This is a genomic window from Sphingobacterium sp. PCS056 (assembly GCF_023273895.1).
GTDB lineage: Bacteria > Bacteroidota > Bacteroidia > Sphingobacteriales > Sphingobacteriaceae > Sphingobacterium.
This window is the reverse complement of the sequence record NZ_CP096883.1, coordinates 4,429,201-4,450,872: the sequence shown is the minus strand read 5'-3', so window position 1 is coordinate 4,450,872 and position 21,672 is coordinate 4,429,201. Positions and strand designations below refer to the sequence as shown.

General features: G+C 35.5%; 22 protein-coding genes. 11 read left to right on the top strand and 11 right to left on the bottom strand.

Features of this window, described 5'->3' with window-relative positions; translation table 11 throughout:
- The first annotated feature begins 160 nt into the window (after window positions 1-160).
- From guaA to MUB18_RS18625, 3 genes are read left to right on the top strand one after another with little or no spacing between them, the layout of a single operon-like run.
- The gene (gene guaA, locus MUB18_RS18635; protein ID WP_248754208.1) at window positions 161-1,711 is read left to right on the top strand and encodes a glutamine-hydrolyzing GMP synthase; all 1,551 of its coding nucleotides are present in this window, start codon (window positions 161-163) and stop codon (window positions 1,709-1,711) included.
- Window positions 1,668-2,957 (top strand): ABC transporter substrate-binding protein, encoded by a 1,290-nt coding sequence (locus tag MUB18_RS18630; protein WP_248754207.1) that lies wholly within the window; start codon window positions 1,668-1,670, stop codon window positions 2,955-2,957. The genes guaA and MUB18_RS18630 overlap by 44 nt, the downstream gene beginning before the upstream one ends.
- Before the next feature lie 3 nt (window positions 2,958-2,960).
- A complete protein-coding gene (locus tag MUB18_RS18625) occupies window positions 2,961-4,130 on the top strand; it encodes an RsmB/NOP family class I SAM-dependent RNA methyltransferase (RefSeq protein ID WP_248754206.1) in 1,170 nt (389 codons plus the stop codon).
- A 266-nt stretch (window positions 4,131-4,396) separates the two neighbouring features.
- On the opposite strand, the gene MUB18_RS18620 is transcribed toward MUB18_RS18625, so the two are convergent.
- On the bottom strand, window positions 4,397-4,870 hold the full coding sequence (locus MUB18_RS18620) for a universal stress protein (RefSeq protein WP_045752819.1): 474 nt from the start codon (window positions 4,868-4,870) through the stop codon (window positions 4,397-4,399).
- A gap of 75 nt (window positions 4,871-4,945) precedes the next feature.
- Between MUB18_RS18620 and MUB18_RS18615 the strand changes: the two genes are divergently transcribed.
- Entirely contained in the window at window positions 4,946-5,713 is a 768-nt protein-coding gene (locus MUB18_RS18615; RefSeq protein WP_045755294.1) for a C40 family peptidase, read from the top strand.
- A 56-nt stretch (window positions 5,714-5,769) separates the two neighbouring features.
- On the opposite strand, the gene MUB18_RS18610 is transcribed toward MUB18_RS18615, so the two are convergent.
- From MUB18_RS18610 to MUB18_RS18585, 6 genes are all read right to left on the bottom strand, one after another.
- Window positions 5,770-6,405, bottom strand: coding sequence for an outer membrane beta-barrel protein (locus MUB18_RS18610; protein WP_045755293.1), 636 nt, complete (start codon window positions 6,403-6,405; stop codon window positions 5,770-5,772).
- 304 nt (window positions 6,406-6,709) lie between these two features.
- On the bottom strand, window positions 6,710-7,867 hold the full coding sequence (dnaJ, locus tag MUB18_RS18605; protein WP_094773625.1) for a molecular chaperone DnaJ: 1,158 nt from the start codon (window positions 7,865-7,867) through the stop codon (window positions 6,710-6,712).
- A 10-nt stretch (window positions 7,868-7,877) separates the two neighbouring features.
- The gene (locus MUB18_RS18600; protein WP_045752694.1) at window positions 7,878-8,414 is read right to left on the bottom strand and encodes a nucleotide exchange factor GrpE; all 537 of its coding nucleotides are present in this window, start codon (window positions 8,412-8,414) and stop codon (window positions 7,878-7,880) included.
- Window positions 8,415-8,572: 158 nt separating this feature from the next.
- Entirely contained in the window at window positions 8,573-9,253 is a 681-nt protein-coding gene (locus MUB18_RS18595) for a cell division ATP-binding protein FtsE (RefSeq protein ID WP_045752693.1), read from the bottom strand.
- 4 nt (window positions 9,254-9,257) lie between these two features.
- The gene (locus MUB18_RS18590) at window positions 9,258-9,461 is read right to left on the bottom strand and encodes a hypothetical protein (protein WP_045752692.1); all 204 of its coding nucleotides are present in this window, start codon (window positions 9,459-9,461) and stop codon (window positions 9,258-9,260) included.
- A gap of 59 nt (window positions 9,462-9,520) precedes the next feature.
- Complete coding sequence (locus MUB18_RS18585) at window positions 9,521-10,534, bottom strand: acyl-CoA reductase (RefSeq protein ID WP_045755258.1); 1,014 nt, start codon at window positions 10,532-10,534, stop codon at window positions 9,521-9,523.
- Window positions 10,535-10,695: 161 nt separating this feature from the next.
- Between MUB18_RS18585 and MUB18_RS18580 the strand changes: the two genes are divergently transcribed.
- Both MUB18_RS18580 and MUB18_RS18575 read left to right on the top strand, forming a co-directional pair.
- On the top strand, window positions 10,696-11,046 hold the full coding sequence (locus MUB18_RS18580; RefSeq protein ID WP_045752691.1) for a 4Fe-4S dicluster domain-containing protein: 351 nt from the start codon (window positions 10,696-10,698) through the stop codon (window positions 11,044-11,046).
- A 175-nt stretch (window positions 11,047-11,221) separates the two neighbouring features.
- Window positions 11,222-12,667: a dicarboxylate/amino acid:cation symporter gene (locus tag MUB18_RS18575; protein ID WP_045752690.1), complete on the top strand. Its 1,446-nt coding sequence runs from the start codon at window positions 11,222-11,224 to the stop codon at window positions 12,665-12,667.
- Between the two features lie 54 nt (window positions 12,668-12,721).
- Here the strand turns inward: MUB18_RS18575 and MUB18_RS18570 are convergent, their stop codons facing one another.
- Window positions 12,722-13,051 carry a YchJ family protein gene (locus MUB18_RS18570; RefSeq protein ID WP_248754205.1) on the bottom strand — a complete coding sequence of 110 codons (330 nt, stop codon included), beginning with the start codon at window positions 13,049-13,051 and terminating at the stop codon, window positions 12,722-12,724.
- A gap of 324 nt (window positions 13,052-13,375) precedes the next feature.
- Between MUB18_RS18570 and MUB18_RS18565 the strand changes: the two genes are divergently transcribed.
- The gene (locus MUB18_RS18565) at window positions 13,376-13,921 is read left to right on the top strand and encodes a hypothetical protein (RefSeq protein WP_248754204.1); all 546 of its coding nucleotides are present in this window, start codon (window positions 13,376-13,378) and stop codon (window positions 13,919-13,921) included.
- A 70-nt stretch (window positions 13,922-13,991) separates the two neighbouring features.
- On the opposite strand, the gene MUB18_RS18560 is transcribed toward MUB18_RS18565, so the two are convergent.
- Complete coding sequence (locus MUB18_RS18560; RefSeq protein WP_045752688.1) at window positions 13,992-14,450, bottom strand: Lrp/AsnC family transcriptional regulator; 459 nt, start codon at window positions 14,448-14,450, stop codon at window positions 13,992-13,994.
- A gap of 190 nt (window positions 14,451-14,640) precedes the next feature.
- On the opposite strand from MUB18_RS18560, the gene MUB18_RS18555 reads away from it, so the two are divergent.
- The 3 genes from MUB18_RS18555 (at window position 14,641) to MUB18_RS18545 (ending at window position 18,589) form a co-directional block, all read left to right on the top strand.
- Complete coding sequence (locus MUB18_RS18555; protein ID WP_248754203.1) at window positions 14,641-15,717, top strand: PLP-dependent cysteine synthase family protein; 1,077 nt, start codon at window positions 14,641-14,643, stop codon at window positions 15,715-15,717.
- 133 nt (window positions 15,718-15,850) lie between these two features.
- The gene (locus MUB18_RS18550; RefSeq protein WP_248754202.1) at window positions 15,851-17,500 is read left to right on the top strand and encodes a protein-disulfide reductase DsbD family protein; all 1,650 of its coding nucleotides are present in this window, start codon (window positions 15,851-15,853) and stop codon (window positions 17,498-17,500) included.
- A gap of 165 nt (window positions 17,501-17,665) precedes the next feature.
- Window positions 17,666-18,589 carry a polysaccharide deacetylase family protein gene (locus MUB18_RS18545; RefSeq protein ID WP_248754201.1) on the top strand — a complete coding sequence of 308 codons (924 nt, stop codon included), beginning with the start codon at window positions 17,666-17,668 and terminating at the stop codon, window positions 18,587-18,589.
- 75 nt (window positions 18,590-18,664) lie between these two features.
- Here MUB18_RS18545 and MUB18_RS18540 read toward each other — a convergent pair whose 3' ends face one another.
- Window positions 18,665-19,246 (bottom strand): PhnA domain-containing protein, encoded by a 582-nt coding sequence (locus tag MUB18_RS18540; RefSeq protein WP_248754200.1) that lies wholly within the window; start codon window positions 19,244-19,246, stop codon window positions 18,665-18,667.
- A gap of 193 nt (window positions 19,247-19,439) precedes the next feature.
- Here MUB18_RS18540 and MUB18_RS18535 point away from each other — a divergent pair, with 193 nt between their 5' ends.
- Window positions 19,440-20,306, top strand: coding sequence for a neutral zinc metallopeptidase (locus MUB18_RS18535; protein ID WP_045752683.1), 867 nt, complete (start codon window positions 19,440-19,442; stop codon window positions 20,304-20,306).
- A 178-nt stretch (window positions 20,307-20,484) separates the two neighbouring features.
- Here MUB18_RS18535 and MUB18_RS18530 read toward each other — a convergent pair whose 3' ends face one another.
- The gene (locus MUB18_RS18530; RefSeq protein ID WP_094773629.1) at window positions 20,485-21,462 is read right to left on the bottom strand and encodes an acyl transferase; all 978 of its coding nucleotides are present in this window, start codon (window positions 21,460-21,462) and stop codon (window positions 20,485-20,487) included.
- Window positions 21,463-21,672: the final 210 nt, after the last annotated feature.

Below are 21,672 nucleotides of genomic sequence, written 5' to 3'. Positions count from 1 at the left end.
GTTATAAAAGTGTTGAAATTAATTTGATAGAATTGATGAGCTAGTTGATTTTTATTGGAATAAAAGAAATGGATGCTTTTTAGAGCAAATTGCGTATTTTGAGTTGATTTAAGTCAAATTTCCATTCTATAAATTCATATCTAATGTGTAACTTTGCGCCATGCCAGAAAAAATTATAATTCTTGACTTTGGTTCGCAATACACGCAATTAATCGCGCGTCGTGTAAGAGAACTTAACGTATATTGTGAAATTCATCCTTTCAACAACTTGCCTGAATTTGATGAGACTGTAAAAGGAGTAATCCTTTCGGGAAGTCCATATTCAGTAAGACAAGAGGATGCTCCTCAAATTGATTTTAATTCAATTCAAGAGCGTTTTCCTTTGCTAGGTGTATGTTATGGTGCACAATATATCGCTCAAAAATCAGGAGGTGAGGTCTTACCTTCAGAGATCCGTGAATACGGGCGTGCAAATTTGCAATTTGTGAATGCTGAGAATGAATTATTAGCAGGTGTACCCGTTCAGTCTCAAGTATGGATGTCACATGGTGATACGATCAAAGAGGTTCCTTCAAATTTTGAAATTATAGCTAGTACGGATAAAGTTCGTGTTGCTGCTTATCATGTTTTAGGAACACGAACTTATGGTATTCAATTTCACCCTGAAGTAACGCATAGCACTGATGGCGTAGTTTTATTAAAAAACTTTGTTGTCGGAATCTGTGGATGTGCTCAAGAGTGGACTCCAGATGCTTTTGCTGAAACTAGTGTTGCTTCTTTGAAAGCTGAATTAGGTGAAGACCATGTAATATTGGCACTGTCAGGTGGGGTTGATTCTACGGTAGCTGCTGTATTGTTACATCAAGCAATTGGAAAAAACCTACACTGTATATTTGTGGATCATGGTTTGTTACGTAAAGGTGAGTTTGAGCAGGTACTGGATTCATACAAAAATATGGGTCTTAATATTAAAGGTATCAACGCGAAAGAATTATTCTTTGGTCGCTTAGCTGGTATTTCTGATCCGGAACAAAAACGTAAAATCATTGGTAATTCTTTTATCGATGTATTTGATGAGGCTGCAAAAGAAATTCAAAAAGAATTACCTGCGGGTGTTGAGGCTAAATGGTTGGGCCAAGGTACTATATATCCAGATATTATTGAATCGGTATCGGTAAAAGGTCCTTCTGCAACTATTAAATCACATCATAATGTGGGTGGTTTGCCTGATTTCATGAAGCTGAAAGTGGTAGAGCCTTTAAAAACCTTATTTAAGGATGAGGTCAGACGTGTTGGTAAAACATTAGGTGTTGATCCTGCAATTCTGGGAAGACATCCATTTCCGGGTCCAGGATTAGCGATACGTATATTAGGTGATATCACAGAAGATCGCGTTCGTATTGTTCAGGAAGCAGATGATATTTTTATCCGTAACTTGAAAGAAGCGGGATGGTATGATAAGGTTTGGCAAGCTGGCACGATTTTTCTTCCTGTTCGTTCTGTAGGTGTTATGGGTGATGAACGTACTTATGAGCATGTGGTTAGTTTACGTGCTGTAGGTTCATTGGATGGCATGACTGCAGATTGGATTCACTTACCTTATGACTTGTTGGCTAAAATTTCAAATGAAATTATCAACCACGTTAAAGGAATTAATAGAGTTGTATATGATATCAGTTCAAAACCACCAGCGACGATTGAGTGGGAATAAAATAGTTCTTGCAGTAGCATTGGCATTAAGTCTTTCAAGCTGTACGACAAAAAAAATAGGCGTACTTCGCTCACCTTCTAGTAAAGGTGAGCAGAGTACTTCATCTAATAATGGTGCAATAACTGCTGCAAAACAGGCAGAAGAAGCCAAAAAACTCGAAGCTACTAAAGCGAGTGAAAGCCTTAAAAGACAAAAATCTATTGCTCTTCTTTTACCTTTTCAACTGAACCGTATCTCTGGTATGCGTCCTACCGCAGAGGATGTCAAAAGATCAGCATTAGCATTGGATTTTTACCAGGGTTTTCAACTTGGCTTAGAGGAGTTAGGTGAGCAGGGAAATAAATTTAATTTGCAGGTGGTTGATTCTGAAGATGATAACTATAGAAACTCATCGTTAGCAACATCGAATGTTGTTAAAAATGCAAGTTTAATTGTTGGACCTGTTTATCCAAAAGAGATTAAAGCTTTTTCACAATCTTTTAAAAATAAAAGCATCTTACAAATATCTCCTTTAGCTGCAACTTTAGCTTCTGAATTTGGTATCCCAAATTTAGTGTCGTTGACACCTTCTATTCGTGCGCATTCTGAAATCATGGCCAAGTATGTTTCAAAGGAATATGCTTATGGTGATATGGTATTGGTATATAATGTGCAAGATGCGGATAGTAAGCAGTTCTTGGATAATTTTGTTTCAGAGGCTCTTGGTTATAATAAAAGCCTACAGATAAAAGTTGTTACTTCTATAGCAGAGTTAAATGATAACTTAGTGATAGCTGGAACGAATCATATCGTATGTGGTACGACAAATAGAAACCAAATTAGAGCATTACTAGCCAATATGGATGTACATAGTAGTGAATCGGGCTATGCTTTTAAATTGTACGGTCATCCAAATTGGGCTAAACTTTCTTTTGAAGACTATGCTAATATAGATCGTTATGAATTAACCGTGACGACCTCGACATTGGTTGATGAGGGGGCGGAAAAGACCCGGAAATTTGATCTTAAATATAAGACTAAATTTAAAGTGGCACCATCTGATTTTTCGTATAAAGGATATGATGCGGCTATTTATTTTGGTGGCCTGATTGCTAAATACGGTGACGATTATGTTCAACATGTGGTCAAAGAGACTTATTCTGGAATTAATAATGATTTTAGTTTTGATTATTTTCCGGAATGGGGGTATGTGAATAGAGGAATACGATTTATGGTATATCGTAATAATAATTTTGATAGGAAGTAATAGATGAGTGATTTTAGTGAAAAGAGAGTTCAGCAGCAAATTCGTAATTTTGAAAGAGCACTGGATGGTTATGAGGGGAATGAACCGTTTGCACGTTATCTTACTTCATTTTTCAAAATTAATAAACAAATGGGATCAAAGGACCGTAAGTGGACTTCCCGATTGTGTTACAACTATTTTCGATTAGGGAAAGGTGCGAAGCAGCTTTCTCAGCACAAGAGACTGATAATAGCAGAATATCTTTGTGAGACGGAAAGTCCATTTGTTGCTTTATTTGAACCGGATTGGAATATAGCGCTATCTCTAAATGATAAATTGACATTTTTAAAAGAGCTTCAATTATTACAAGTTGCTGATGTTTTTCCTTTTAAAGATGAGCTATCTAATGCCATAGATCAAGATGATTTTATTCAGAATCAATTTATCCAACCTGATTTATTTATTCGGGTGAAACGTGGTAAAGAAAAGTTTGTAAAAGCTGTTTTTGAATCAGAGGGGATAAGTTATCAATTTATTTCTGACCAGATTATTGCATTGTCAAATGGTACATCATTGCAGCGCTTTAAAGATCTCGATGGTGTAATTGAAGTACAAGATTTATCATCACAGCGTACTCTGAACTTTATGGATGCTTCTCCAAAAGAAAACTGGTGGGATGCTTGTGCTGCCTCGGGTGGTAAGGCTCTGTTGTTTCTTGATGCGCATCCAAAGACTAACTTACTTGTTTCAGATATTCGTATGAGTATCTTGCGGAACTTGGATGAGCGTTTTGAACGTGCGGGAATACGAGATTATCGAAAGAAAATAGTGGATCTAACAAAAGATACTACTCCGATTTTGGGTGCAGAGCTTTTTGATGGAATTATTTTGGACGCTCCTTGTACGGGTTCTGGTACCTGGGGACGTAGTCCTGAGAATATCACTTATTTTAATGCAAGGAAAATTAATGAATTTGCATCATTACAAAAGGAAATTGCAAGGAATGTATCTCAGCACCTTAAAGTAGGCAAACCACTTATATATATCACCTGCTCTGTTTTTGGAAAGGAGAATGAAGAGGTTATTGCATACATTCAAAAAGAATTAGGATACGCGCTTGAATCATATCAAGTCTTAAAGGGCTATTATGAAAAGGCGGATAGTATGTTTGTTGCTCGGTTAATCAAGATGTAATTTATTAAGCTATATTATTTAAGGAGCCATTTGTATCTATCAAATGGCTTTTGTTTTTTGAGACATTTTGATAGGTAATAAATGGATAGCTAGTGTTTCTTTTGCCTATCTCCACAACATTGTACTTCAATCGAAAGCGTTTTCAAACTTCTAAATTTGAGGATTAAAATGAGTGAGTTACTATTTTTATAATAGCTGAGATAATAGGTTATACCAGTAGACTGATTGCTGTTTATTGATGATCGCCCACTGGTATAGTTATCATCTTATTCGCATTTGCCAGGAACGACTAATACCGGACATGTTGCTTTTCTAATGACTGCCTCTGAAACGGAACCAGATATAAAATGGTCAAAACCAGTCCGGCCATTAGATCCCATGACGATCAGATCTGCTGACCATTCATGGGAAGTGGCCAGTATTTCTTCTTTTACAGATCCAATTCTATTGAATAGGAAAACCTCACTGGCACCTACAAATTCTTGTCCTAGTTCTTCGAGGTATTTTTGTGCATTTTGCTGTTCTATTTCTGATACCTCAGGTATAATAATAGGCTGTTGTCCTAATAGCGGATCAGCTCCATAGCTTGCTGGTGAAGTGGGAGAGGTGACGGTCACTAATGCAACTGAAGTTTCAAATTTCTTTACCATCTCTTTAGCATATGCAATGGCCTTATGTGAACAGGGTTCATCGTCCACAGCGACTAATATTCTAGTTATTTTTACGACATTGGTATCCATGGTTGTGATATTAAAGTTTATTTTCGTATTATATATATTAATAACCTGAATATACGCATTTTTGTTTTTATAAATATGGAATTTGGAATATGTAATTTGACAATCGTTCCTCTTCGTGCAGAAGCTGCACATCGAAGCGAAATGGTTTCACAACTATTATTTGGTGAGACTTTTGAAATCATAACAAAATCAAAAGATTGGACCAAAATCAGTACTACAGCTGATGGTTATAACGGTTGGATACAAAATGGTCAGTTTTTGACGGTAGATGATCAAGGTTATCAGCAGTATCAATCTTTAGCAATCATGCGTGTCGGATTTGAGGGAGGCTTTCTTACTCATCGTGATTATGCTATTCAGCTTTTACATGGAACTCATGTGAGAGCATCTTTTGCTTATTTTGATGCGGAAAATATACAAGATTTTGTTGGTCAGGAATTGCGATATGGCGCAGTAGATTTTCAGGATCAGGTCGCACTGCTAGCGAAGCGCTATTGGGATGTGCCTTACCTGTGGGGCGGCCGTTCTAAATTTGGGATCGATTGTTCTGGTTTTTCACAGTTGATCTATCAGTCATTTGGAGTGTCTTTGCCTCGTGATGCATATCAGCAGGTTGAATTGGGGGAAACGGTTGACTTTTTGTCTGAGATTAAGGTTGGTGATTTGGCATTTTTTGATAATGAGGAAGGTCGGATCAATCATGTCGGTATCATGCTGGATTCTGAAACGATCATTCATGCCTCTGCCCGTGTACGTATTGACAGGATGGATCAGGAAGGTATATTTAATCAGGAATTAAATAGATATACCCATAGACTACGAATTGTCAAACGTTATATATAAATAATTAAGGGTCGGTGTAGCTACACCGACCCTTAATTATTGTATAATGAATACGATTAGAATTTGAAAGTCAAACCAAATTTAGCAGTATCAAAGAAGTTGTTGAAACTGTTGATGTTTGCATTGAATTCATTTGAAGATTTTGCGCCGTCAACATCAACTTTTTTGCTGTTGAATGACAATAAGTTTGTTAAACCAAAGTTGATTGCGATGTTTTCTGTTACAAAGTAGTTAACACCTAATCCAGCTCCAGCACCAAATCCTTTTGTTTTAGCGATATCTGTTGTCGTTGTACCATTGTTGATTTCACCACCGAATTGGTTGTAACCAGCTGACAATTGTGCATACGTTTTGAAACGTGGGCTTAAATCTAAGAAGTAGTAACGACCATAAGCTCCAATTCCAAAATTGTTATTTTTAACATAAGTATCCGCAGTTGCTGAATAATCTGTGTTTTTTGAATTACCAATATTGAAATCTAAACCAACTGCAACTTTATCTGATACAAAATAACCAACAGATGGATTGAAATTGAATGTACTTGTTTTTTTCTCTGTTTCTTTGTTATTCGTTGTATTTGCTGATAAATTACCTTCTACAATAAAATCAGTTTTTTTGAAACCAAATTCTTGAGCTTGAGATGCAAAAGTTAAACCAGCAACTGCTGTTAGTGTAAGTAATAATTTTTTCATTTTTTTAAAAGTTTGTTTTTTAAGCATAGCCAAACCTTTTGACTATTTGATTCATAATATCAATATGAATACCAATCGCATTTAAAAATGTCATGAAAATGTATTAAGAAATTATGTGAATCGTAATTTAAACACTATCAGAGTTTTAAAAATTGACATTATGAAAAAATAAATATTATAAAATTTTCACTTTGATACTGATCTAACTTTTTGTGAAATAATGTCAGTTTGTATGCTGACATAAAAAAAGACCATATGTCAGTGCTGACATATGGTCTTAAGTATAGGGTATACGATTTACTATTTAATCGAAATATTCTTTGATCCGCTCAAAGAAAGATTTTTCAGATTTGCCCGGTTGAGGCTTGAAATTTGGAGATTCTTTCAATTTTTCTAAGATTTCTTTCTCATCCGAAGAAACTGCTTTTGGAGTCCAAATATTTACATAAATAAGTTGATCACCTTTATGATAAGAATTGACTTCAGGAATACCTTTTCCTTTAAGTCTTAGGATTTTGCCTGCTTGTGTTCCTGGATCAATTTTAATTTTTGCTTTGCCATCGATAGTGGGTACTTCAACACTTGTTCCTAATGTAGCATCTACAAAATTGATGTAAAGATCATATATAACATTCAAACCATCTCTTTTCAATGCTTCATGTGGAATTTCTTCAACTAGAATGATTAGATCTCCTGCAATTCCACCACGAGGTGCGGCATTACCTTTACCACTCATCGACAATTGCATTCCTTCACTTACACCAGCAGGAATGTTTATGGCGATAGTTTCTTCACCTCTTTCTAATCCTTCGCCTCTACATGTTGTACATTTAGCAGTAATCTCTACACCTTCTCCGTTACAAGTAGGACAAGTGCTAGTTGTCTGCATTTGACCTAAAATGGTATTGGTGACACGTCTCACTGATCCTGAACCGCCACAAGTATTACAAGTATGAAAAGATGATTTGTCTTTTGCCCCACTGCCGTCGCAAGTATGACAGTTTACCTGTTTATTTACTTTTACTTTTTTTTCTACGCCTTTGGCAATTTCTTCCAGTGTTAACTTTACTTTGATGCGAAGATTTGTACCTCTTGCCACACGGCGACCACCTCTAGCGCTTCCGCCACCGCCACCGAAGAAACTTTCGAAAGGATGACCACCTCCACCAAATATATCTCCAAATTGGCTAAATATGTCGTCCATATTCATGCCACCACCATAACCGCCACCTGAAGCAGAGTTACCAGCATGACCAAATTGGTCATAGCGTTGTTTTTTCTGAGGATTGCTTAAGACATCATATGCTTCAGCAGCCTCTTTAAATTTTTCTTCAGCTTCATGATCACCAGGGTTTTTATCCGGGTGATATTTCACGGCTAGTTTACGATAGGCAGATTTAATTTCTTTTTCATCTGCACCACGAGCTACACCTAATATATCGTAATAATCTCTTTTTGACATCTTTTTTATCTTATTGACCTATAATTACCTTTGCATGACGGATTACTTTATCATTTAAATAGTAACCTTTTTCAATAACATCAATAACTTTATTTTTTAAATCTGGGGTAGGAGCTGGAATTGCTGTAATTGCTTCTTGTAGGTCTGCATCGAATTCTTTACCTAATACATCCATTTCTTTTAAGCCCTGTTGCTCCAAAGTTTGTCTGAATTTATTATTGACGATATCTATACCTGTTTTTATTGATTCAACGTCTGTAGCTGTCTCCATTGCTTTTAAGGCTCTGTCAAAGTCATCTACTGTTGATAATAATTTTGTGATGACATCCTTTCCAGCAGATTGAATCAATTCAACCCGTTCTTTACTTGTACGTTTTCTGTAGTTGTCAAATTCAGCTGATAAACGAATATATTTATCTTTTGATTCTGCTAATTCAGCATTTAATTTCTCCTCAACAGAAAGTTCAATTGTTTCTTCTTGATTTTCTGTCGTATTATCCTCAATAGGATCTTGAATCGTCTCGTTATTATTCTCTTGTTCGCTCATTTCTTCTAAATTCTATGTTGGAAACTAATGTTCTTTCTTTAAAATCTAAATACAGTCAAAGTTGTTGCCAAAATAGAAAAATCCGACAGCTTGTCAGTAACCCAAGAATTGGACTAACAAAATGTCGGACGATAAGGTTTTCTGTCAGTTTTGACAGGCTATATTTCTACTTGATCTACCAGTACTCCATCGGCTGTTTTTATGATACGGGCTGGCATATTACGAATGATTTGGTAATCGTGAGTTGCCATTAAAATAGCCGTTCCTGATGAAGCAATATCACGTAAAAGCAAAACAATTTCTTCTGAAGTGGCTGGGTCTAGATTACCTGTTGGTTCATCGGCCAAAATAATTTCTGGATTGTTGAGTAATGCACGGGCGATAACGATACGTTGCTGCTCACCTCCTGAAAGCTCATGCGGCATTTTCTTTAATTTTGAGCGAAGACCTACTTTTTCTAACACATCAAGCATACGGTGCTCAATTTGTGTTTTATCTTTCCAACCTGTTGCTCTCAGGGCGAATTCTAAATTTTTCTCTACCGAACGATCTGATAACAAATGAAAGTCTTGAAAAACGATTCCTAATTTACGTCTTAGATAAGGGACATCATTTTCATGCAGTTTTTTAAGATCAAATCCTGCAATTAATCCTTCACCATTTCCAATATATAGATCGCCATAAATAATTTTAAGTAAGCTACTTTTCCCACTCCCTGATTGACCAATGAGGTAAAGGAATTCGCCTTTATTAATATTCAAATTTACATTTGATAATACCAAATGTTTTTGTTGATAGATATCGACGTTTTTTAATGTGATTACTGTATTTCCAGACATTGAACTATAATTCTAATTTTTTTATTTGTCCAAATGGCAAGTCCTTTACCATTTGCATAATATACTCTGACTTATCTCCAAGACCGATTTTGTCTAATGATTTGTCAGGTCGATCTACCCTGAAATATGCTAAAAGAGTGAATGAATCATCTCTTAATTGAACATAATCCGGGATTTTGGCGACTCCTTTTACTTTGATTATATACATCTACTTACAAAGTTAGTACTTTTTATTTCAAATACTCTTCTACGAATATAAGGCTATGCTTATTGGTTTGCAAATAAAAAATCGAGCGTATTGACTCCATCGGCATAATCATCCAACGCCGGGTTTTGACTTGCTCCAAATTTAAAAGAAGGTGTTTTTATTGCTAACGGCATCTCTGATGTCACACATTGTAATCGATCTGCTATAATATCTAAGTATTGGGTTAAATCATTAACATTTTCATACTCATCGAAATAAATGACTGCTAGTGGTGATGCTATTTTATCATCTTTTTTTAATAATAAAAATCCATTATCATAATGTTTGTCTGCATTGATCAGGTAAATGGATTTATTATAATCGTAATTGTTATTGTATTTGAAATGTGTGTTTACTTTTTCAAATGATGCTATTCCTTCGTAAAAGTGACTGATGTCATAGTCTTTAGGAACAAATACTTTAGAAACGGAACGGCAGCCTAGACCAAAATAATCAAATATATCATGACCGAGTGCTTTTAGTTGATCTGGAGACTCGTTGCCCGTAAGTACAGCGACACTGTTTCTGTTTTTTCTTATAATATTTGGTTTTTTTCCAAAATAATGTTCGAAATAGCGTGAAGAATTATCTGAACCTGTGGCAATGACTAAATCAAAATTTGTTAATCGCTCTACTAATTCTACTTTATCTTTGAAGCGTGGCTCTAATTCAATCAATTTTTGTATCACATAGGTGGTCAAATGTGCATCGTCTGATGAAACTTTTATTTTGGCTTTAAATCCTGCTGCTAATACACACAAAATATCATGGAAACCCACTAATGGTATATTTCCAGCTAGCACAAGGCCTACAATTTGATCACTTTCAATATCAGGATAGGGTGCCATCCAGTTTTCAAGTTTTTGAATTTCTAAATTAGCTTTCCAAGAATCAAAGGCCTTAGTAACATGTTCTGCAGTGTACCAGGCATTTTTATGCTGAGCAGCAGTTATTAATTCTTGTAGTTCTGTATTATCTGTATGGAATAAGTTTGCAAGTTTTGCAAAACCTTCTAATCGTTGTTTCTTTGTCAAAATGTGAAAATTAATAAACATGTATACACAAATTTGTTTTATATTTGTGTTGTCAATACACAATCAGCAAACCAAATTACTATATTTTAAACGTGTAAAATGATCTGATTGTATAAATGACAGTACAAAAATAGTTTTTTATCATAATTTTGAGGTTATAAATGGCGATTAAAATTACAGACGAGTGTATTAACTGTGGTGCTTGCGAACCGGAGTGCCCGAATAATGCAATATATGACGCTGGAGTGAGTTGGAAATTCTCAGATGGAACGGCATTAGATGGAGTTATAGATTTTGGAGATGGAGTTACGTTAGATGCTAACGATTCTCAAGCTGCAGTGTCAGATGAAGTATATTACATTGTTTCAGACAAATGTACAGAGTGTGTTGGTTTTCATGATGAACCACAATGTGCAGCAGTTTGTCCGGTTGACTGTTGTGTCGACGATGAAGAAGTTCGAGAATCACAAGAGGAGTTATTAGCGAAGAAAGCTTGGCTACATGCTGAATAAAAAGTATTGCTTTTAAAATATTATTTCGAAAAAGGTAGAATATTCAAATATTCTACCTTTTTTTATGACCACATGTTTGCATTTAGTTTGAAGTTATGGTAATACCGCCATATTTATATTTGTGAAAGACTAGTATTTTTTTATTTTTGTACTTTACCTTTATAATAGTGTGCCGATGTATAAATCAAAAATGGGGCTAATTACCCTTGTTTCGGTAACAATTGCAGCAATTATTGCGATATGTTACGAATTTAGTTGGGTCAATTTTTCTCCATCATTTTTAATGGCAGTAAGATGGATTGTTGCCACTGTGTTAATAGCGAATGCTTTGGTTCGAAAAAATCTAACGACCTGGATTTTGACTTGTATGATCTTAGGTATTTTCGTGGGTCTGGATTTTCCTAATATTGCTATTTCATTACAACCATTGAGTAAAGGCTTTATCAAGTTGGTCAAGACAATTGTCGGTCCAATTTTATTTGCGACCTTAGTCTATGGTATAGCTGGTCACTCTGATTTGAAACAAGTCGGTCGGATGGCATGGAAATCCATGTTGTATTTTTTCTGCGCAACGACTTGTGCTATTTTTATTGGACTTGGGGCCATCAATTTGACAAAAGCAGGTGTGGGTGTTGATGTCGCGCATATGCCACATGAAGAATTGCCGAAGACTCATATTAGTAATGATGCCGATATTTTAGCTTCATTGCCCGAACATGTACATCCCGTATACAAGTTTACCGCCTTTTTTAGAGATCTTTTCCCTGAGAATATCGTTAAAGCAGTGTATGATAATCAGGTGCTTCAAATCGTAGTCTTTTCTGTTTTATTTGGAATTGGCTTAGCTATGGTCGACGAAAAGAAAAGAAAACCTTTAGTCGATTTTACAGAAAGTTTGTCTGAAACCATGTTTAAATTTACGAATTTGATCATGTATTTTGCACCTATTGGGGTGGGGGCAGCTATGGCTTTTACAGTTGGACATCTTGGTGTGGATATTCTGAAAAACCTATTTATGCTATTAGCAACGCTATATTTGGCATTAATTGGTTTTATGTGTTTCGTTTTGTTGCCTGTTGCATTATATTTAAAAATTCCAATACTGAAGTTTATCAATGCAATTAAAGAACCTGTCTCCATCGCTTTTGCAACGACAAGTTCTGATGCTGCTTTGCCAAAGGCTATGTCGGCCATGGAAAAATTTGGTGTGCCACGCAAGATTGTATCTTTTGTTATACCAACAGGGTATAGTTTCAATTTAGATGGTACTTCATTGTACCTGTCGTTGGCGGCTATATTTGTTGCGCAGGCGGCTGGAATACACTTGAGTTTTGGAGAACAATTAATGATTGCTTTTACATTGATGATCACGTCCAAAGGAGTTGCTGCTGTACCACGTGCTTCCCTTATTATTTTAATAGCGACGGCTGATCAGTTTGGTTTACCAACATTTGTGATTGCGGCTATTTTGGGAATAGATGAACTGATGGATATGGCTAGAACTTCGGTAAATGTAATTGGTAACTGTTTAGCGACAGTGGTAGTAGCCAAATGGGAAGGAGAGTTCGATGAAGAAGCACCATATCGTGATGATCACGAACAACCTGAATTAGAGCGCTAATAGGATATTTATCATCATAACAAAGGGTCTTACATCATCTTGTAAGACCCTTTGTTATGATAACAGGTCACCATCGACATAATACCATATTCCTTCAGTTTGTTTAAAACGGGATATCTCGTGATGAATTTGAAGATTTAGTTGGGCGTCTAAATAGTGGGCTTCGAACTCTACTGTATTTATATTTGTTCGTACTATTTGGAGCTGCAACCATTTCGATTCCTCTGCCCATTTTTGGATTTCTTTTTTATTTTGAAAACCACGTGTCGCAACATAAAAGCTTTCGTATAAAAAGTTAATATCTTGAACTGCAAAAGCGCTGTATCTTGCACGCATAAGCTGTTCGGCAGTTTGTGCTTGCTTTTGATCAAGATGAATCCTCATGCAGCAATCTTCATATGGCTGCCGATTGCCGCAATAGCACGTGGTATTTTGTGTTGTCAATGGATGATGGATTTAAATGTCTAACAAAGATAAAAAATGATTCTTTCTATTCGTTTTGATGTGGATAAATTTTTAACCAAATAAAATGCTGAATTTTTTATTATTCTTTACACATTCATGTAAAATTTAATTTTAATTGATTGATGATGAGGCTGTTTTTGTATTTTTAACAAATGTTAACATCTTGTCGTTAATCTTCTTTTCAGTACTTGAGTCCTACTTATAAATAAATTGAAAAATATTAAAATAATGGGAGGAACAGCTATGAAAAAATTAGTTTACTTAACGATATTAGTTGGCGGTTTGTTTTTTGTAAAGCCTGCTGCAGCACAAGTTAATGTTAGTATTAACATTGGAAATCAACCTTCATGGGGACCGGTAGGTTATGATTATGTTCGTTATTACTACATTCCTGAAATTAATGTCTACTACGATGTGATCAACCGACGATATACACATTATCATGGCCGAAGATGGGTCACGAGCAGAAATTTACCTGCGAGATATCGTAACTTTAATTTTTATAATACTTATAAAGTAGTTGTTAATGATCGAGATCCTTGGAGACATCATGATCGTTATAGAAGAGATTATGGACATTATGCAAATCGTAGAAACCAAGTTAGCATAAGGGATTATAGAGGTGACCACGATCGTCCACGTCACAATGCCCGATATGATAATCATCGTGTGGAACGCCGCAATGATCATAGAGGAGATTGGCAAGATCATCGAAAATCCGAAAAAAGAAATGATAAAAAAAACCACGATCGCCGCTCAGATAGGGGCGAAGGGCATGGAAGAAGATAAAGGTTAATTTTTGATGTGTTTATTAGAAAGAGAGGAAATGAAAATTTCCTCTTTTTTGTTATTCAATGAGCTAAATAGGATATGCGGTTTCACTTTTGGTTTCAGATAAGACGAAATAGGTTTGTACCGTATTGACATGTGGAAGAACCGCGAGTCTATATCTTAAGAATTCATGATAAGCTTGCATATCTTTAGTGGCTATGCGAAGCATAAAATCATATGACCCCGCCATTTGATAGCATTCCATGACTTCTGGAAATTTTGCTACTTCTTTTTCAAATTCATTCAAAACTTCCGCGGTATGTGCTTTTAAGAATACCTGAGAGAATGAAATCAAACCCATATTAATTTTTTGCCGGTCAAGAATTGCAACAGTCTTTTTGATATAGCCTTGCTGTTTTAATTTTTTAACACGTTCATAGATTGCAGCAATAGATTTGTGTAAACGGAATGCGAGTTCTTTATTACTTAGGGTTGCATCGTGCTGTAATATTCTTAATAATTTGATATCTGTATCATCGAGGTGCATATGTATTTTTTATTGATATTGATGAAATATGAACATCTGTTTTGTATTTTTTATTAAATATATCAATTTTTCAATAAAATTTATCGATGTTATTCATTTGTGTTGAATATTATTTTGTTTTAACTCAATTTTGGTGATAATATGGAGGGTGTGTATGCATGACCTCTTTATGATTAAAAAATAATTGATCATGGTTAACGAATTGATGTTTAGTAAGTGTTTATCTCCAGAACTCGATAGTAGATTTAAACATTTATGGTGTTTAGTTGGCAATACACCAATGTTGGAATTGCAATACACATATAAAGGTAAGGCTGGAAAGATTTATGTGAAATGTGAAAACTATAATTTAACTGGTAGTATTAAAGATCGTATGGCTTTATACATTATGTATAAGGCATATATGAATTGCCAAATAGATCCTAAAGATGTGATTATCGAAGCCACCAGTGGCAATACAGGTATTTCTTTTTCTGCTATTGGTAAAGCTTTGGGACACCAGGTAAAGATCATCATGCCCAATTGGTTGAGTAAAGAGCGTATCGATATTATTAAAAGTATGGGTGCAGATATTCAATTGGTAAGTAAAGAAGAAGGTGGTTTTTTGGGTAGTATCCAGTTGAGTGAGGAATTAGCTAAAAAGGGCGGTGTATTCTTGCCTAGGCAATTTGAAAATCAATTTAATGCCGAAGCGCATGAATTTACTACTGGTCGAGAGATTGGTCTTCAACTTGCCTCAAAGGGTCTTGTTGCAGATGCATTTGTAGCTGGTGTAGGTACAGGTGGGACGGTAATGGGGGTAGGACGCCATCTTCGTAGTCTTAATCCTCACGTCAAGATTCATCCTCTTGAGCCTGCAGAGAGTCCGACCTTGTCAACTGGACACAAAGTTGGTTCGCATCGTATTCAAGGGATTTCAGATGAATTTATTCCTGCTATTGTAAAATTGGATGAGCTTGATGAGGTGATTGCTGCTTCGGACGGAGATTCTATTATTATGGCTCAAAAATTAGCGAAGGAATTGGGGTTAGCAGTAGGGATTTCTTCAGGAGCTAATGTGATAGGTGCCATTAAACTGAAACAAAAACTAGGGAATGATGCCGTTGTGGTGACCTTACTTTGTGATGATAATAAAAAATATTTAAGTACTGATCTAGTTAAAGAGCAACCCGTTATTGATGGGTATATCTCTACAGATCTTTCTTTTACGGGATTTCAACCGATTAGTAGATTGACAAAGTCTCTTTTCAATACTGAACCTGTATAGTGTTTGTTTCAGCCTAATGGGATATTGGGCAGTATATTTATGTTAAGTAGAATCTGATACAATGGGAGTACTCCCATTGTTGTCAGGTTTAACCAATTGCAATTTGTCGCTCGACATTATTATTTAATTATTTATGAAAAGTTTAATCGTAAAATTATTGCTGTTAATAGCCTTCTGTCCTATTTTTGCCCAAGCTCAAGAAACTGATACTTTATTGAAAATGGATGAATTGGAATTTGTGGATGGAAGTGTTAGTGAAGCTCAGACGGATACTGTAGTCTCTGATACGACACCGGTTGTTCGCAAGAGTGAGGCCATAATCTCAAATTCGGGGACTAAAGGTGGTGATTCTCTTTTTGGTATATTTTTAGCAGGATTTATTGGTGGATTTGCTGCATTACTTATGCCTTGTATATTTCCAATGTTACCGCTTACGGTCAGCTTTTTTACCAAAGGCAGTCAAAATCGCTCAAAGTCTTTTATCCGGGCTTTATTTTATGGGATTTCTATTATTGTAATTTATGTGGTTCTTGGCTTGGCAGTGACGATGATCTTTGGTTCTGATGCGCTCAATGCTTTGTCAACGAATGGTATTTTTAATTTCTTTTTCTTTTTGATGCTGATCGCTTTTGGAGCTTCTTTTTTAGGAGCGTTTGAAATTAGTCTTCCAAGTTCTTGGGTGAATAAAATGGATGCAAAATCTGATGAAGGAGGGTGGGCAGGTATATTTTTTATGGCTGCTACCTTGGCTTTGGTGTCATTTTCTTGTACTGGACCCATTATAGGTACTTTGTTGGTGCAGGCTGCTACGAGTGGTGCACTTTTAGGTCCTGCTGTAGGGATGTTTGGTTTTTCGCTAGCTTTGGCTATACCATTCGCATTATTTGCCTTATTTCCAAGTGCTATGAAGGCGATGCCAAAATCTGGTGGTTGGTTGAATAGTGTGAAAGTCGTATTGGGATTCTTAGAATTAGCTTTTGCGCTTAAATTCCTTTCTAATGTTGATTTGGCATACCACTGGAATTGGTTCGACCGTGAAGTTTTCTTGTCATTGTGGATTGTTATATTTGGTTTGATGGGCTTTTATTTACTTGGGAAAATCAAATTTTCTCATGATAGCAACTTGCCTTATTTATCTGTTTTACGTACTTTTTTCGCAATCATCGTTTTATCATTTACAGTTTATATGATTCCTGGATTGTGGGGTGCACCATTGAAATCCATTTCTGCATTCTTACCGCCACAGAGTACACAGGATTTTGACTTGAATCAAGCATCTGGAGGTACGACTCGACAGGTAGCAGATGTGTCTAATCGCAAGTATGCAGATCTATTTCATGCTCCGCTTGGATTAAATGTGTTCTTTGATTATGAAGAGGGGATGGAATATGCTAAAGCTCAAAAGAAAATGGTGATGCTTGACTTTACTGGGCATGCTTGCGTCAATTGTCGTAAAATGGAGGCTAATGTCTGGACAGATCCACAAGTTCTTTCTTTTTTGACGAATAATGTCATTATTATCCAACTTTATGTGGACGATCGTACAGAATTAGCTGTGGAAGATCAACAAAAAACGAGTGCGGGTAAATTATTAAAAACGATAGGAAGTAAATGGAGTTATTTGCAAGCGAGCCAGTTTGAATCTAACTCACAACCTTTTTATGTTTTAATGAACTCGTCGAATCGTCAGGTTTTGGTCAAGCCTAAGGGTGCTGATTATGATCCTATTACTTATTTAAATTATTTGAATGAGGGTCTAGCAGCTTTTGTGAAATCAAATTAGCTTTGGATGACTAATCTGATGAAAAATGTTTTTATTCTTGACGAAAAAAGATTTCATAAAATTGGATTACTGATAAATTTAATCTTACTTTTACATCGTTAAAACCACTACGTTTCAAATATTGGTTTGAGTGGTTTACGTGTAGGGTTAAAGGTGAATTATAACATGAAGAAAGCATTAAATCTGGGGTTGTTCCTTGGGTTAATATCAGTGACATCTTTTGTATTGCAATCATGCAATGAAGATGGAAATAAAAAAACAGGTGCAGCTCCTGTGAGTACTGTTGATAGTACTAAAGCAATTGATGATATAGATAAGGATACGGTGGTTGAAAACATGAAAAAAGATTCAATTGCCACTAAGGAGAAAAAGAGTATTTTACATCATGAAGTGGATACTGCTAAATTATTAACGGACTCTGTATCGCCGCGTTATATTTATCTGACGTTTGACGATGGTCCTTTGAATGGCAGTCAATTTATTGATTCGATAGCAACAGCAAAAAATATAAAAATAAATGTATTTCTTATTGGAAAGCATGATCGAATGAGCAAAGGCTTGCATAAGTATTATGAACGTTATATGAATAATCCATTAGTTGATTGCTATAACCATAGTTTTAACCATGCAAATAATAAGTTTACTTATTTTTATAGTAATGCCGAGTCTGCTTATGAAGATTTTGATAAAAATGAGAAGGATTTAAATCTAAAACATAAAATTGTCAGGTTGCCTGGTCGTAATATCTGGTATTTTGCTGATCGCAAACGTATTGATATGCAAAGTGGATCGAGCACTGCAGATTTGCTATACCAAAATGGCTACCGATCGATGGGCTGGGATTGTGAATGGAAAAAGGGTAAACCATCGGGTATGCCGGTAGAGTCTGTAAGTTTTATTTATCGTCAGATTAATAATAGGTTGCGTAATGGTACGTCGTTTTCTAAGAATAATGTTGTTTTATTGATGCATGATGATATGTTTCAAACTAGAAAAGCACAGAAAATGTTAAGTGATTTGATTGATAGTTTGAAATTGCATCCAAATTATGAATTTGCGCATATGCGCGACTATCCTAAACAGAAATAAAAAAGGCTGTTTAATAAAATCCTTTATTTAAAAAAGATCCCCGATACAGCAAAATGTCGGGGATCTTTTTTTATTCTAATTCTGCTTTCTTAAATATTTTGTCAAAATCACGATGGTCTGACCATCAATCTTTCCTTCAATTTGTTCTGTATTATCGAAAACAAGTCGGATATTTTTAACAACGGTACCTAAAGTTGCACGGATTGAAGATCCTTTTACATCTAATGTTTTGGTGAGTACTACTGAATCACCATCAAACAATTGTTGTCCGATACTATCTAGGTGAAATTCTACATAGCCATCATTTTCGTGATCTCCTGTTTGTTTCGCCCATTCTAGGGTGTCATCATCCAGATATAATATATCTAACGCTTCTGAGGCCCAACCTTCATTTTTTAAGCGATTCAACATACGCCAAGCAGCTACTTGTACAGCAGGTACTTCTGACCACATGTTATCGGGTAAGAATTTCCAGTATTCGGCATCTAATTGTGTCGTCTTATTTAATTGATCGGCACATTTTTGGCATAAAACGATGGTATTGTCGGCATTGGCTTGTAAATCGGGAGGTAGTGTGTATAAGACTAAATCTTCAGTTGCTTGACTCAATTCACATTTATTTTCCGCTCTTTCGAATAGTTGATTTTCTAAATTCATCTAATTTTTGGATAAGTTGCAAATGATAAGTTGCAAACATAGTGAATATTTATAATTGTATATCTAAAAATAGCAGATATAACAACTCAAAAAATAAAGGATTGATAATTTGGAATATAATTTGCAATGCAGTAAACGATATAATTTGTATCTTATTTAATATTAACTGAAATTAAACTAAAACTGAATAAACATGAAATGGCAAGGTGGTAGAAAGAGCGACAACTTTGAGGATAGAAGGGGAATGTCTGGTGGTCAAAAACTGACTTTAGGGGGCGTAGGTGGAATAATTGTATTGATTATTGGATTTTTGATGGGGGGAGATCCAGCGCAATTATTACAACAGGCGCAAAATATGACTGGTACAGAGCAAACTGGACAGCCAAGAGAAATTAGTGAAGAGGAAGCAAAATTAACTGATTTTTCAAGAACTGTTTTAGCGAGTACAGAGACTGTTTGGACGACACTTTTTAAGGAGCAGTTGGGTAAAAATTATGAAGCAACCAGTTTGGTGGTTTATGATGGAGGTACGGAAACTGATGGATGCGGTGTAGGAAAAGCATCTTATGGACCATTTTATTGCCCGGGCGATCATAGGATCTATTTAGATTTAACTTTCAATCAAGAATTGAAAACAAAATTTGGTGCTAAAGGTGAGTTTGCTCTAGCCTATGTTATCGCACATGAAGTTGGTCATCATATTCAACAATTAGTTGGTTTACTCCCTAAGACCAATAATATGCGCGGTAAATTGAGTGAAGTTGAAAATAATAAATTATCGGTGATGACCGAGTTGCAGGCTGATTTTTATGCTGGAGTATGGGCGCACCATGTTAATAAACTATCTGATATACAGATTGATTACAATGATATCTTGGACGGTATGGCCGCTGCGGAAGCTGTTGGTGATGATCGATTACAAACTCAGGCTCAAGGTTATGCTGTGCCCGATTCTTTCACACATGGAACTTCAGCACAGCGACGTGCCTGGTTTAAGAAAGGATACGATTCTGGTGATATGACTAGTGGAAATACTTTCGAAGATCCAAGTTTGAAATAACGATATGAAAAAGACCAGAATGTTAAATCTGGTCTTTTTTATTGATTTCGTAAGAAAAGCTTTTTTTATTAATACTCGGCATTATAATGATCTGATGTTTAAATTACTTGTTGTAGATCGTAGATCTAAATCAATCAATTGTTGAAAATGCTATATGCTGATTTGAAATTGCTCTTTATTATTGCACCAGTAAATTACATCCACGGATGTCGCTTTGATCAAATCGACCTAATACTTCAAAAGACCCATCATCGTAAATTTTTCCGAGGTCTTGGGTTGCGATGAATGAGCAAGAATATCGATTTGCTAAATCAATAACATTGATCGCTCCTGTTTTTTTGTTTGTAGCAAGTGTTAGTGGATCATTTGTTTCTCGAATTAAAATCTTCATCCAATTGGGATGCTTGAATATGCCATTTCCATAGGAATATCCTTGAGACAATAATTCTGTCATTCCATATTCAGAATGTATGCCAGAGACCTGAAAGCTTTTACAAAGTAAATCATGAATTTCTTCTCGAACCATTTCTTTACGTTTGCCTTTCATGCCTCCCGTCTCCATAATGATCAGCTCTGGAAATGATAATTCGTATTTTTCTATGAAATCTAGTAAGGCAAATGTTACTCCGAAAAGTAATGTCTTCGTCCCTTTTGTTTTTAATTGTAAGAGTGTTTGGTATAATTCTTCGTGATTATATAAAAAATAGTTACTTTCTGGCTGTTGGCTATGCTGCATTAAATCATTAATCATATAGATTAATGAAGATCCAGTGCGCTCTAAATAGGAGGGTAGAAGAGCTAAAATGGCTATATTTTCCATTTTGCCATAAAACTGTTCAAAAGCAGTTCTGAAACTTTGCTCATAAACTTTTTTATCAGCAACAAGATGCTTACTGGTAGTCATTCCTGTGGTGCCTGAACTTGTAAATATAATCTCAGGCTGTAGATCGTCGGCAATAATTTCCTGAGTTTTAAAAAGCTCGATTGGCAGAAATGGGATTTTAGTGTAATGATCGATCGTATTTATTTTTATATTGAGGTACTGCACATATTTTTTGTAAATACGGACATGTTCCATTTGAAAATGAAAAGTGTCTAAGCAGATTTTATTAAATTCTGTTTGATTTTGAATAGTAAATACTCGGTCCCAGTTCATACGCTATAAATTTCAGTACAAACTTAGATAAATTTGTTTTATTTACAATCCTAAATGCATGACAGGCCAATCCATGTACCCGTTCATTTTTTTTGCTTTTGACTTATGTTTGTAGGAATATGAATAATTTCTACGCTGTTAATATCTGTATTGGATAGTGGCAATGAGGCTTTCAATAAAAATTTAGCGCATAAAAAAGGTTCTTAGCTT